Annotated in this window: 9 protein-coding genes; 3 read left to right on the top strand and 6 right to left on the bottom strand. The window is 34.6% G+C overall.

Features of this window, described 5'->3' with window-relative positions:
* Positions 1–115: 115 nt before the first annotated feature.
* From thrC to thrA, 3 genes are all read right to left on the bottom strand, one after another.
* Positions 116–1,405 carry a threonine synthase gene (gene thrC, locus P0R33_RS03965; protein WP_276174279.1) on the bottom strand — a complete coding sequence of 430 codons (1,290 nt, stop codon included), beginning with the start codon at positions 1,403–1,405 and terminating at the stop codon, positions 116–118.
* Between the two features lie 304 nt (positions 1,406–1,709).
* A complete protein-coding gene (locus tag P0R33_RS03960; protein ID WP_276174278.1) occupies positions 1,710–2,630 on the bottom strand; it encodes a homoserine kinase in 921 nt (306 codons plus the stop codon).
* Positions 2,631–2,774: 144 nt separating this feature from the next.
* A complete protein-coding gene (gene thrA / locus P0R33_RS03955; protein ID WP_276174277.1) occupies positions 2,775–5,222 on the bottom strand; it encodes a bifunctional aspartate kinase/homoserine dehydrogenase I in 2,448 nt (815 codons plus the stop codon).
* A gap of 641 nt (positions 5,223–5,863) precedes the next feature.
* Here thrA and hutH point away from each other — a divergent pair.
* From hutH to P0R33_RS03940, 3 genes are read left to right on the top strand one after another with little or no spacing between them, the layout of a single operon-like run.
* Positions 5,864–7,378 carry a histidine ammonia-lyase gene (hutH, locus tag P0R33_RS03950; RefSeq protein WP_276174276.1) on the top strand — a complete coding sequence of 505 codons (1,515 nt, stop codon included), beginning with the start codon at positions 5,864–5,866 and terminating at the stop codon, positions 7,376–7,378.
* Positions 7,379–7,426: 48 nt separating this feature from the next.
* Entirely contained in the window at positions 7,427–8,071 is a 645-nt protein-coding gene (locus P0R33_RS03945) for a DUF47 family protein (RefSeq protein WP_184164697.1), read from the top strand.
* A 30-nt stretch (positions 8,072–8,101) separates the two neighbouring features.
* Positions 8,102–9,436, top strand: a complete 1,335-nt coding sequence (locus P0R33_RS03940; RefSeq protein WP_276174275.1) for an inorganic phosphate transporter — start codon at positions 8,102–8,104, stop codon at positions 9,434–9,436.
* Between the two features lie 99 nt (positions 9,437–9,535).
* Here the strand turns inward: P0R33_RS03940 and P0R33_RS03935 are convergent, their stop codons facing one another.
* The 3 genes from P0R33_RS03935 to P0R33_RS03925 form a co-directional block, all read right to left on the bottom strand.
* Positions 9,536–10,054, bottom strand: a complete 519-nt coding sequence (locus tag P0R33_RS03935) for a YetF domain-containing protein (protein ID WP_276174274.1) — start codon at positions 10,052–10,054, stop codon at positions 9,536–9,538.
* Positions 10,055–10,154: 100 nt separating this feature from the next.
* On the bottom strand, positions 10,155–11,522 hold the full coding sequence (rimK, locus tag P0R33_RS03930) for a 30S ribosomal protein S6--L-glutamate ligase (protein WP_276174273.1): 1,368 nt from the start codon (positions 11,520–11,522) through the stop codon (positions 10,155–10,157).
* A 140-nt stretch (positions 11,523–11,662) separates the two neighbouring features.
* Positions 11,663–14,209, bottom strand: a complete 2,547-nt coding sequence (locus P0R33_RS03925) for an ATP-dependent Clp protease ATP-binding subunit (protein ID WP_276174272.1) — start codon at positions 14,207–14,209, stop codon at positions 11,663–11,665.
* Positions 14,210–14,240: the final 31 nt, after the last annotated feature.

Raw genomic sequence — 14,240 nt, 5'->3', positions numbered from 1 at the left:
ACGGATTTCCGTACTTGAAATTTTTATTTGCTAACTCAAGATAATTTAGTGTAATGCAATAAAAAAACGACTGAAATAAATCCCAGTCGTTTTGTATATGATGTTTTATAAAATGTTACCCTAAGAAACTCTTCAACTCCTCATAACTCGCAATCTTAACACTAACTTTCTCCTCATTAATAACACTCTCAATTTGAGCAGGAATAGGAAGTGAAATTCCTAAAGCAGGTTCAACAACATCTAAAAACTTAATAGGATGCGCCGTTTCTAAGAAAATACCAATTGCGTTAGGATGTTTTTCCAATTCTTTTTTCAAACCTAAATATCCAACAGCGCCGTGTGGTTCTGCGATATAACCGTCTGTTTTGTAGATTTTCTTTAGAGCTTCAAGCGTTTCTTCATCAGTATAACTATAAGAAGAGAAATCTTTTTCGAAAGCTTTTAAGTCATTATTGTATAATTCCTGAATTCTAATAAAGTTACTTGGGTTTCCAACGTCCATTGCGTTAGAGATTGTTGCTTTAGAAGGTTTTGGATCGTATTTTCCGTTTTCTAAGAATCTTGGTACCGTGTCGTTTACGTTTGTAGAGGCTACAAAATGCTCAATTGGCAAACCTAATTTCTTTGCCATAATTCCCGCGCAGATATTCCCGAAGTTTCCGCTTGGGCAAGAGAAAACTAAAGGTTTGTTTTGGCTTTTCAAGGCTTTGTAAGCAAAGAAGAAATAAAACATTTGCGGTAACCAGCGCGCAATATTAATTGAGTTTGCAGAAGTCAGGTTTTTATGTGCTAAAGTTTCATCTAAAAACGCTTTTTTTACCATATCCTGGCAATCATCAAAAACGCCGTCCACTTCAAGCGCTTTAATGTTTTGCCCTAAAGTCGTCAATTGTTTTTCCTGAATATCGCTTACTTTTCCTGATGGATATAAAATGACAACATCAACGCCGTCAACACCTAAAAATCCGCTCGCAACGGCTCCGCCTGTATCTCCAGAAGTGGCAACTAAAACAGTGTTTTTAGCATCTTTTTTGTCTTTATTGAAATAACCCAAACAACGTGACATAAAACGCGCTCCAACGTCTTTAAACGCCATTGTAGGCCCGTGAAATAATTCTAACGAATAGATTCCGTTTTCGACTTTCACCACCGGAAAATCAAAAACTAAAGTTTCGGCAATAATTTCTTTTAGTTTTTCTGCTGGGATTTCGTCACCAACAAATTGTTTAATCGCTTCAAAAGCAATTTCTTCATGGCTTAAACTTTCGATTTTATCAAAAAAAGAAGGATCAAGCGGTGTTATGCTTTCTGGGAAATATAATCCTTTGTCAGTTGCTAATCCTTGTATAACAGCTTCTTGAAAAGAAACTTTTGGGGCATTATGGTTTAAACTGTAGTATTTCATTTTTTTATTGCTTTAGGCAGTAAGCTTTAGGCTTTAGGCTCTTTCCTAATGTTGCGTATAGCTTTTTATTTAAAATTTCAATAATTATTATTCGGCTCTCTTGTCATTTCGAGGAACGAGAAATCTTCGCAAGTAACTCCGCAACGTTAATCCAATCTTTGTCGAGCTTCTTGTGGAGATTTCTCCTTCGTCGAAATGACAAACTGCACGGTTATGTATTGTGTGTATGCTTTGCGGGAGCTTCGACTCCGCTCAGCCTGACAAGCTTTGTCTTAATACTTAATTCTTCGTACTTAATACTTTTCTACAAAATGCGGACGCCGTCTGGATTAATCTTCGAAACGTGAATTTCATACGGTAAATTCATTTTTTCGTAAACGTCGCTCATGGCTTTTGCGATTTTTTCGGCGGTTTCTTTTCCTTTGCTTAAAGCGAAAATCGATGGGCCAGAACCTGAAATTCCAGAACCTAAAGCGCCGTTTTCGTAAGCCGTTTGTTTGATTTGATCAAAACCTGGAATTAAAACGCTTCGTACAGGTTCAACAATTTCGTCGTGAAGTGATCTTCCTATTAAATCGTAATCTTTAGTGTAAAGACCAGCAACCAATCCGCCTACGTTACCCCATTGCGTAATAGCACTTTTTAGGGAAACGTTTTGCTTTAAAACCGAACGTGCATCAGACGTTTTTAACTCAATTTGCGGGTGAACAACTGTTGCGTACAATTCCTCTGGGCTATCAATTCTAATAATATCTAAAGGCGAATAACTTCTTACCAAAGTAAAAGCGCCTAAAAGGGCAGGAGCAACGTTGTCGGCGTGCGCGTTTCCGCTGGCTAATTTTTCGCCTTGCATCGCAAACTGAACCAAATCTTTACGAGAATACGGTTTTCCCAATAATTCATTAATTCCGAAAACCGCTCCGGCAGAACTTGCAGCACTGCTTCCGATTCCGCTTCCAGCTTTTATGTTTTTATAAATTTCGATTTCAAATCCAAAATCCAGTTCGCCTAAAGTTTCAAGCATGGCCAAAGCCGCCACTCCAGAAACGTTTTTCTCGGTTTCTAAAGGCAAATCGGCACCGACAATTTTAGTGATTCGAACTCCTTTTTGATCGACTTTTCGAACAATCATTTCATCGCCCGCATTGTCTAAGCAAAGTCCAAGTACGTCAAATCCGCATGAGAGATTGGCGATAGTTGCTGGGCAAAATAGTTTAATTTCCATTTCTTTTTAAAGGTTCAGAGTGGCAAAGGCTCAAAGGTTCAGAGGCTTTACTACTTATTGTTTTAAAGGTTCATAGTGGCAAAGGTTCATAGGTTCAAAGGTTTTTAACTTTGTCCCTTTGCACCTTTGAGCCTTTGTTCCTCTTTAGATATTTCCTATTCTAATAACGTCAGCAAAAATTCCTGATGCTGTTACTGCTGCACCAGCTCCGGCTCCTTTTATTAATAAAGGCTGATCTACGTAACGATCTGTGTAGAAAAGCACGATATTGTCTTTTCCTTCTAAATTGTAAAAAGGATGATCTTTCGGGATGAATTGCAGACCTACGCTTGCTTTTCCGTTTTCGAATTGAGCAACGTATTTCAACCTTGAATCTTTGACTAAAGCTTCTTTATAAATACCTTCAAAATGAGAAGCGTGTTTGATTAACGATGCGAAGAAATCTTCGTTGTTTGTTGTTACTAAACATTCTGCTGGCAGGAACGATTCGTTTGCAATGGCGTCAATATCCATTTCGTAACCGCTTTCGCGAATTAAGATTAAGATTTTACGAGCTACGTCAATTCCGCTTAAGTCAATTTTTGGATCTGGTTCTGTGAATCCTTGAACTCCAGCTTCTTTTACCACATCGTGAAAAGAATTGTTTTCGTCAAAATTGTTGAAAATAAAGTTCAAACTTCCCGATAAAACCGCTTGAATTTTATGCACTTTATCTCCAGATGCAATCAGATTTTTTACTGTATCAATAATTGGCAATCCCGCGCCAACATTCGTTTCAAATAAAAACGGAGCGTTGTATTGGCGAGATAAACTTTTTAGTTTTTTATAATTGTCGTAAGCAGAAGAACAAGCAATTTTGTTGCAAGTTACAACGGCAATACTTTCTTTTAAGAATTTCTCGTAAGCTTCAGAAACTGTTGCATTTGCTGTAATGTCAACAAAAATGCTGTTACGTAAATTCAGTTCTTTTGCTTTTTTGATGAATTCTTCGATACTTGCTGGTTCGCCTTCGCTTAAAGCGGAATCCCAATTTTTTAGAGAAATTCCGTCTTCATCAAAAATCATTTTTCTTGAGTTTGATAAAGCAATTACGCGAACATTTATTTTTAAATTATCTTTTAAGAATTTCTTTTGGCTATGAATTTGCTCGATGAATTTTTCTCCCACATTTCCAACTCCCATTACAAATAAATTGAGCTGTTTTGTGTTTTCTTCGAAGAAATTTTCGTGTAAAGTATTCAACGCTTTTTTAACGTCTCTTTCGTTAATTACTGTCGAAATATTTCTTTCAGAAGCACCTTGCGCAATCGCACGAATGTTTACGTTGTTTTTTCCTAAAGTACTGAACATTCTTCCGCTTAGACCTTGGTGATTTTTCATGTTTTCACCCACCAAAGCAATAATGCAAAGGTCTTTTTCTACATAACAAGGATCGATTTTGTTTTGCGAAATTTCAATCTCAAAAGCTTTGTTAATTGCATTTTCAGCATTTTCAGCATCAGAATTTAAAATTCCGATACAAATAGAATGTTCAGAAGACGCCTGAGTAATAAAAATAACGTTGATTTTTTCCTGAGACAATACTTCGAACAAACGTCTAGAAGAACCTGCAACTCCAATCATTCCTGGGCCTTCAAGTGTTAATAAAGAAATATGATCAATATGGCTGATTCCTTTTACAACAGTATCATTGGATGAAATTTGATTTGAAATTAAAGTTCCTACAGCTTCTGGCTCAAAAGTATTTTTAATTAAAATCGGAATGTTTTTTCTTAAAACTGGCTGAATTGTTGGAGGATATAAAACTTTAGCACCAAAATGCGATAATTCCATCGCTTCTTGATAAGAAATATTCGCAATTGGTTGTGCTTGTTTTACAATTTTAGGATTAGCAGTAAACATTCCGTTTACGTCTGTCCAGATTTCCAATTGTTCAGCATCAAGTGCGCCTGCGATAATCGCGGCAGTATAATCAGAACCTCCACGCCCTAAAGTCGAAGTGATTCCGTCTAAAGTCTGCGCAATAAATCCAGGAAGAATATTGATTTTAGATTTATTCTCAGCAAAATACTCTTTTATTAATTGATTTGAAACTTCGAAATTTACAGTTGCTTTTCCGAAGTTATTATCTGTTTTAATTAATTCACGGCTATCTTTGTAAACAGCGTCGCTATTAATTTGCTGGTAAGCTTTCGCAATAATAAAAGAAGAAAGTAATTCTCCAAAACTCAAAATAGTGTCGGCAGTTCTTGGCGATAATTCACCCAATAAGAAACAACCATCTAATAAAGTTTCTAAATGATTGATGATTCTTTTTACGTGACTCAACAAACTGCTTTGCTCACTAACAGGAATTAATTCTTTCAGCGTGTCAAGGTGTTTTTTCTCGATTTCAGCAACAACATCTCTAAAGCTTTCGTCGTTTGCTGCCGCTTTTGCCGCTGCAGATTGCAATAAATCTGTTACCTTACTTAAAGCGGAAACAACAACAACTAATTGATCTTGTTGTGCTTTTTGTTTAACAATTTCAAGAACGAGTTTTATATTTTGAGCATTGGCTACCGAAGTTCCGCCAAATTTTAATACTTTCATTTTTTGTGATATTTTTAATGAGTTGCAAAATTTTTGAGTAACAGATGTTCAAAGATTATCAACTGTGAACTGAAACTGAAAACAGCAACTTTTTTTCTTTTTAAATGTTTTTTATGTATCCAATAACTCTCTTCTTTCATGAAAAAAGTATAGGTAACCTAGGATTATATGTAAAATTGTATACCCCTAAGGGGTAGTAGTTGTTGTAGTAGAAATAATGGTAGCAGCAATTGCAACTCGAGTTGGAGTTGTCATTGTAGATTGATATTTTGTGCTGTTACTTTTCATTTTTGATTTTTCAAAAGTACAGTTTTTAAGTAGGATTAAAAACCCTTATTGCCTTTTTGCGAATATTTTAATAATTCAAATTCCGATAATTCAATATTGAGTATTTGTTAAAATTCGATATGCTAATTTGAGGTTTTGATATATTTAAAGAGGTATTTTTTGTGGATTCTTTCTTTGTAAAGAGTTGGATTTTAATGAAAAACTGCTAAAAAAGACTAAAAAACCGAGATGTTCTGTATTAAGAATAAATTAAAAGCGCGGAATTCCATTTAGTGAAATTTTAATTATTGTGATAAAATGTTGCTTTTTAATATTGATTTGTTGAATTTTGACGTCTTAAATTGAAAAACGTCATGAGAGAGATCCATTATATAAGTACTGAAACTATAACTTTAGAAACATTACAAGAGATTTTAGGCAATAATAAAATGCTTGAATTATCTGAAGAAGCTAAAGTGAACGTTCAGAAATGCCGTGATTATTTAGATAAAAAAATGGCAACACACACAGCGCCAATCTATGGAATTAATACTGGTTTTGGATCTTTATATAGTGTAAAAATTTCTAATGAAAACTTATCTAAACTTCAGGAAAATCTAGTAAAATCTCATGCTTGCGGAACAGGAGAGGAAGTTCCTGCTGAAATCGTAAAAATGATGTTGTTGCTTAAAATTCAATCTTTAAGTTATGGGCACTCTGGCGTTCAGTTAATTACATTGCAGCGATTAGTTGATTTTTATAATAATGATATTCTTCCAATAATATATACCCAAGGTTCGCTTGGAGCTTCTGGAGATTTAGCTCCTTTAGCACATTTATCTTTACCATTAATTGGAGAAGGAATTGTTCTTTTTGAAGGAAAAAAAGTAGCTTCTGCTGAGGTTCTAAAACATTTTAACTGGGAACCAATCGTTTTACAGTCAAAAGAAGGTTTGGCTTTATTAAACGGAACTCAGTTTATGAGTGCTTATGGAGCTCATATTTTAATTAAAGCTTATAAATATTCTTATTTGGCAGATTTAATTGGAACAATTTCTTTAGAAGGTTTTGATGGAAGAATTGAGCCATTTAATGAATTGATACATTATATTCGTCCACACAAAGGACAAATCGTAACGGCGCAAAGAATTACTGAATTCTTAGACGGAAGTGAAATTATTGCTCAAGAAAAGAAACACGTTCAAGATCCGTATTCTTTCCGTTGTATGCCTCAAGTTCACGGAGCTTCAAAAGATGCAATTGATTACGTTAGAAAAGTATTCAAAACCGAAATTAATTCGGTAACTGATAATCCTAATATATTTATAGAGGCAGATCAGATTATTTCTGGTGGAAATTTCCACGGACAGCCTTTAGCTTTGGCTTTAGACTTTATGGCGATTGCTTTAGCAGAATTAGGAAGTATTTCTGAAAGAAGAACGTATCAATTAATTTCAGGTTTGCGTAATCTTCCTGCATTTTTGGTAGATAATCCAGGATTAAATTCAGGATTTATGATTCCGCAATACACCGCAGCAAGTATTGCGAGCCAGAACAAGCAATTGGCAACACCATCAAGTATAGATAGTATCGTTTCTAGCAACGGTCAGGAAGATCATGTGAGTATGGGAGCAAACGGAGCAACAAAAGCCTTACGAATTTTAGACAATTTAGAACGTATTTTAGCAATTGAATTGTTGAATGCTTCACAAGCAATTGCGTATAGAGAGCCACTAAAATCAAGTAATTTTATCGAAATGTTTGTTAACAGCTATAGAGAAGTTGTGCCTTTAGTAAAAGAAGATCGAATCTTACATAATGACATAGAAAACACGGTTTTATTCCTTAAGAGTTTCCAAATAGAAAACGATTTGTTAACAATGGCTTAACATTGCAAAATATTATTGAAGTAATTTTGCGGTATCAAAAATAAAACAATGTCAATAAACAGTATTTTCCAATTTTTAGTGCCGAAAGACAAAAAATTCTTTCCACTTTTTGAAGAGGCTTCAAGCAATTTAATTGAATTAGCTTCTAACTTACACGAAGCTGTAAATTTACCATTAAAAGAAAGAGAAATTCTTTTTCAAAAAATTGACGAATTAGAACAAAAAGGGGAAGACATTACACGTCAGACAAACCTTGAGTTAAGCAGAAACTTTATTACTCCATTTGACAGAGAAGATATTCACACGTTAATTACTTCAATTGACAACGTTGCCGATTATCTTCATGGTGCATCAAGCCGTATGAGATTGTATCAGGTTGATAAGATTACAAAATCTATCAGAAAAATGACCGAAATCAATCTTGAAGCTTGCCAAAATATTGATAGTGCTGTAAAAGAATTGAGAAATTTACAGAACTTTAAAGTTATTAAAGATGCTTGTTCTAGAATTAATAAATTAGAAAACAAGTCTGATAACGTATATAACAAAGCAGTTTTTGAAATTTTTGAAAACGAAACAGATGCTAAAAATATTATTAAATATAAAGAAGTATTATCTGTTTTAGAATCAGCAACAGACAAATGTAAGAGTGTTGCGAATATACTAGAATCTATTTCTGTAAAACATTCTTAATTCAATTTTTCATTCTGAAGTTATAATTTTATGACGCTACTTATATTAATTATAGTATTAGCTTTAATTTTTGATTACATCAATGGTTTTCATGATGCGGCAAATGCTATAGCGACTGTTGTTGCAACAAAGGTTTTGACACCTTTTCAGGCGGTTGTCTGGGCAGCATTTTTTAACTTTCTTGCCTATTGGGTTTTTGGATTTGGTGTTGCAGATACTGTTGCTAAAACAGCGCACACAATGGAAATTAACCTAGTGGTTATTTTAGCCGGAGTTATTGCGGCAATATGCTGGAACTTATTAACTTGGTGGCTAGGAATTCCGTCAAGTTCTTCGCACACATTAATTGGTGGTTTTGCTGGTGCAGCTGTGGCGCACGCTATTGCAGTTCACGGATTCTCAGGTTATGTAGGTGAAGACGGAGCAACTCATTATTGGTATGAAATTGTAAGTTGGTATAAGGCCGGGAAAGATGGCGGAATGCCTTCGGGGGTTATCATCATTATTGCTTTTATTGTTCTTGCACCGCTTTTAGGAGCTTTAGCTTCTTATTTAATTTCAATCTGGTTGCTAAATGCTTCACGTAAAAGTATCGGACCTAAAATATTTACAATCGCATTAATGATTGCAACTATTTTATTTGTTTACTACCAAATGGTTCCTTATGAAAAGATTGATAAGCCAAGATTTGATTCACATTTTTGGAGTGTAGCTTTTGATTCTCATAATATTAAATGGTTTTTAGTTGCTTTTATCATCTTGACAGTTAGTGCTTTTTGTTTGATATTTAGCAGTTTAAATTTACACCAAGCAGATGCAGCTTTGAAAAAAATGCAGTTACTGTCTTCTGCGGCTTTTAGTTTAGGTCACGGAGGTAACGATTCTCAAAAAGTAATGGGAATTATTGCAGCTGCGGTTGCGGTATATATCAATACAAATCCAGGAGTTCATATGGATGCTTGGTTGGATGTTGTGCTTCCAAATGATGATTTAGGAATTAAAGGTGTAATGCCAAGTTGGATTCCTTTAGCATGTTATTCTGCAATTGCTGCGGGAACTTTAAGTGGTGGATGGAAAATTGTAAAAACAATGGGTTCTAAAATCACAAAAGTAAGTTCGTTCGAAGGTGTTGCTGCTGAAACTGCAGGAGCTTTGACACTTTACTTTACAGAGCACTTAAAAATTCCAGTAAGTACAACGCATACTATTACAGGATCTATTATTGGTGTTGGATTAACAAAACGTGTTTCTGCAGTACGCTGGGGAGTTACCGTAAGTTTAATCTGGGCTTGGATTTTGACTATTCCGATTTCTGCTTTATTGGCAGGTATGGTTTATTTTGTGCTAAGCGTATTTATTTCGTAAAATAGATTATTGAGAAATGTGAGATTTAAATTCGCATTTTGTCTAAATATTTTAAATGCCGGTTTCTTTTTGAAATCGGCTTTTTTTATAAATCTAAAATCAGAATTTCTGTAGATTTTTGTGATTGTGTTTTCTTTTATAATGCGTTTGCTTTAAGTTTTTCTGGTCTTCAGATATAATACTTATTGTTCCGTCAATTTCTAGCATTGCGAGTTTTACGTTTTTAAAGAACTCAATTCCGTGTTCTCGCATCGCTTCTTTTAATTCTTCATCAGAGATATCCAGTTTGCTTAAAGCTTTAAAATCTAGCTTTCCGTCGTGAATTAGAATTTGAGGTTTATCAAGTAATAAATCGCCCAATGTTTTGTATTTGCGCGTAAGTTTTTTGATTATAAAATTTATTGTAAAAAGAACTAAAGCGGCAACCAAACCACCTATTAGGCTTGTGTCAGGACCAACCATAGCATTTTGAACAGAATTACTAATTAAAAGAATAAGAATTATGTCGGCTGTATTTAATTGCGAAAGTTCTTTTTTGCCAAAGATTCTCAAGGCAATTGTCATGAAGAAGTAGACAGCAACGCTTCGTATGATAATGTCTAAATAAGGAAAATGCATGTTTTTTATTTTAAAGTTAAATAAAAAAGCTTTGTCAAAGTTCGAAACTTTAACAAAGCTGCTAAATTATTTGTGCTGTATTAAGTTTAAATGAACTTAATTATAGTTTGAAATTCTTTTCAATAGCTTTAATCATTTCTCCAGCGACATCTTTATTAGTTGCGCCTTCAATTCCTTCAAGACCTGGCGAAGAGTTAACTTCCAATAATAAAGGTCCTTTCGAAGAACGAATAATATCAACTCCAGCAACTTTTAAGTCCATTGCTTTTGCGGCTTTAATGGCGATTTTTTTCTCTTCGGCAGTTACTTTGATTACAGAAGCAGTTCCGCCTAAGTGAATATTAGCTCTAAATTCTCCTGGCATTGCTTCACGCTGAATTGCGGCCACAACTTTTCCGTCAATAACAAAACAACGAATATCTTTTCCATTTGCTTCTTTAATGAATTCTTGAACTAGAATATTAGCATTTAAGCTTTTAAAAGCATTAATAACACTTTCTGCAGCTTTTTTTGTTTCGGCCAAAACAACCCCTTTTCCTTGTGTTCCCTCTAATAATTTCACAATTAAAGGCGAACCTCCAACCATTTTGATTAAGTTGTCTGTATCAAGCGGAGAATTAGCAAATCCAGTAGTTGGAATATCAATTCCGCTATTTAGTAATAATTGTAGTGAATACAATTTATCACGAGATTGCGTGATTGCTGTAGCAGAATTTAAAACAAAAACCTTCAAAGCTTCAAACTGACGTGTCAAAGCGCAGCCATAAAAGGTAATGCTTGGTCTAATTCTCGGAATAATGGCATCAAATTGATTCAGAATCTTTCCGCCTCTATAATGAATTTCAGGAGTTTTAGCATCGAGTTTCATATAGCATTCTTTGATGTTTAAAAAATGCATTTCATGACCTCGCATTTCGCCCGCTTCCATGATTCTTTTATTGCTGTATAATTCCGGATTACTGGCTAAAACACCAATTCGTAAACCAGAACTTGCTTTTTCTGAGTTTTGGTATAATTCTTTTAATGATTCAGCTGTTGGCTGTCCTAAAAGATATTTTTGTTCAGGATCGACCAAAACCCTTCCGCTCATTGCTTCACGTCCTAAAAGCATTCTAAAACCCATAGAATCACGATTAGTCAAAGTCATTTCGATTGGCCATTTTGCATCGCCAATTTTTAAGCTGGTCTGGATTACGTAGCGATGTTCTCTAAAACCGCTTGAACTTTTTACAATTCGTTTGTCAACCAAAGGCGCTTCACAATGAATAATGGTTTTGATATTATTCTGAATCGGATTAATATCAAACTTTACCCAATTGGCATCATTTTTTATAAAAGGAGCTATGTTTAAAGCGTGCATTGCCGAAGTTTTGGCGCCAGAATCAACACGAGCTTTGATTGTTGGAATTCCAAGTTCTGGAAATGAGCACCATTCTTCGCTGCCTAAAATGACTTTGTTTTGAAGCATATTTTATTTTTATGTTATAGAATTTAAATTCAAAAATAGCTATTTGCTTTTACTAAAGATAGTAAATTATCCAAAAAAAATGCCCGTTATGTTATGAAAACGTAACGGGCATGTTATTTGTGTTATAAAATTTAACTAATTTATTGATTAGTCGGCTCTTCAGCTTTATGAATTTCTACTGATAATTCTTGTGAATCGTCTTTAAGATCCATCATAATCTCATCGCCTGAATGTATTTTCGAAGTAATGATTTCTTCTGCTAATAAATCTTCAACATATTTTTGGATAGCTCTTTTAAGAGGTCTTGCTCCAAATTGTTTGTCGAAACCTTTTTCAGCAATAAACGCTTTTGCTTTGTCAGTTAAGCTTAATTTGTAACCTAACTCTGCAATACGAGAATACAGTTTTTTCAATTCGATTTCGATAATCAAATCGATATCTGCTTTTTCAAGCGCATTAAATACAATTACGTCATCAATTCTGTTTAAGAACTCAGGAGCAAAAGTTTTCTTCAAAGCGTTTTCGATAATGCTTTTTGAATTTTCATCAGCCTGAGCTGTTCTTGCAGCGGTACCGAATCCAACTCCTTGTCCGAAATCTTTCAATTGACGAGCTCCAACGTTAGATGTCATAATGATGATCGTGTTTTTGAAGTCAATTTTACGACCTAAACTATCTGTCAAATATCCATCATCTAAAACTTGAAGCATCATATTGAATACATCTGGATGTGCTTTTTCGATCTCGTCTAAAAGAACCACACAATATGGTTTTCTACGAACTTTTTCAGTCAATTGACCACCTTCTTCGTAACCAACGTATCCTGGAGGCGCTCCAACTAAACGAGAAATTGCGAATTTCTCCATGTATTCACTCATGTCAATACGAACTAAAGCGTCTTCAGAATCAAATAATTCTTTAGCTAATACTTTAGCTAATTGCGTTTTACCAACTCCAGTTTGACCTAAGAAAATGAATGAACCAATTGGTTTATTTGGATCTTTAAGTCCGGCTCTGTTACGTTGAATAGAACGCGCAATTTTAAGAACGGCTTCATTTTGACCAATTACTTTATTTTGAATTAATTCAGGCAATTGTGCCAATTTATTGCTTTCAGTTTGTGCAATTCTATTTACAGGAATTCCAGTCATCATCGAAACAACATCAGCAACATTATCTTCTGTAACTTCAATTCTGTTGTTTTTAGAATCTTCTTCCCATTGTTCTTGAGCAACAGCTAAGTCTTTTTCTATGCGTTTTTCGTCATCGCGAAGTTTAGCAGCTTCTTCATATTTTTGTTTTTTAACAACCATATTTTTAAGCTCACGAACTTCTTCTAATTGACGCTCTAAATCTAAAATTTGTTTAGGAACATCAATATTGGTAATATGTACGCGAGAACCAGCTTCGTCAAGAGCATCGATAGCTTTGTCTGGTAAAAAACGCTCAGACATATAACGATCTGTAAGTTTAACACAAGCTTCAATTGCTTCTGGTGTATAAGTTACATTGTGGTGATCTTCATATTTGTCTTTTACGTTATTTAAAATTGCAATTGTTTCTTCAACAGAAGTTGGTTCTACAATTACTTTTTGGAAACGTCTTTCAAGTGCACCATCTTTCTCGATATATTGTCTGTACTCATCAAGAGTTGTAGCACCAATACATTGTATTTCTCCTCTTGCTAATGCAGGTTTAAACATGTTTGAAGCATCAAGAGAACCAGTTGCTCCACCAGCACCTACAATAGTATGGATCTCATCAATAAAAAGAATAATATCATCGTTTTTCTCAAGCTCGTTCATCACAGCTTTCATTCTTTCTTCAAATTGTCCTCTGTATTTTGTTCCAGCAACTAAACTTGCCAAATCAAGAGTTACAACACGTTTGTTGAAAAGAATACGAGAAACTTTCTTTTGAATAATACGCAAAGCTAATCCTTCTGCAATAGCAGATTTACCAACTCCAGGTTCTCCAATAAGAAGCGGATTGTTCTTTTTTCTTCTACTTAAAATTTGAGAAACACGTTCAATTTCTTTTTCGCGTCCTACAACAGGGTCAAGTTTTCCCTCTTCCGCCATTTCTGTTAAATCTCTCCCAAAATTATCTAAAACTGGAGTTTTTGATTTTTTGTTTGACTTATTGGCGGGATTATTAAAACTGCTTTCTTTAAGACTGTCATCTTGTCCTGAATCGTCATTATACGATTCGTTTCTTGGCAAGTTTTCTAAGAATTCTTCTTCGTTCGGAGTCATATTTAAATACTGTTCTTTAGCTATGTCATAATCTATTTTCAGTTTATTCAATAGCTTGGTTGTTGGATCGTTTTCGTTTCGTAAGATGCATAATAGCAAGTGAGCGGTGCTAATTGATGAGCTTTGAAATACTTTAGCTTCAAGAAAAGTGGTCTTCAGGGCTCTTTCGGCCTGTCGGGTAAGGTGAAGGTTTTTCTTTTCTGCATTTACTTCAACGCTTAGATTAGCTGGGCTCAGTATTTCTACTTTCCTGCGTAAATGATCTAAATCGACTGCTAGGTTATTAAGTATATGAATAGCTTTTCCGTTACCATCTCTTAAAATGCCCAGCATAAGATGTTCGGTACCAATAAAGTCGTGCCCTAAACGAAGTGCCTCTTCTTTACTGTACGTAATAACATCTTTTACTCTTGGTGAAAAATTATCATCCATAATATATAATTGGTATTGTAAATTTAGTGAA

It is taken from the genome of Flavobacterium sp. YJ01, from assembly GCF_029320955.1.
In the GTDB taxonomy this organism is placed as follows: domain Bacteria; phylum Bacteroidota; class Bacteroidia; order Flavobacteriales; family Flavobacteriaceae; genus Flavobacterium.
Note: the sequence above shows the minus strand (reverse complement) of the source record. Positions and strands in the feature narration are given on the sequence as shown.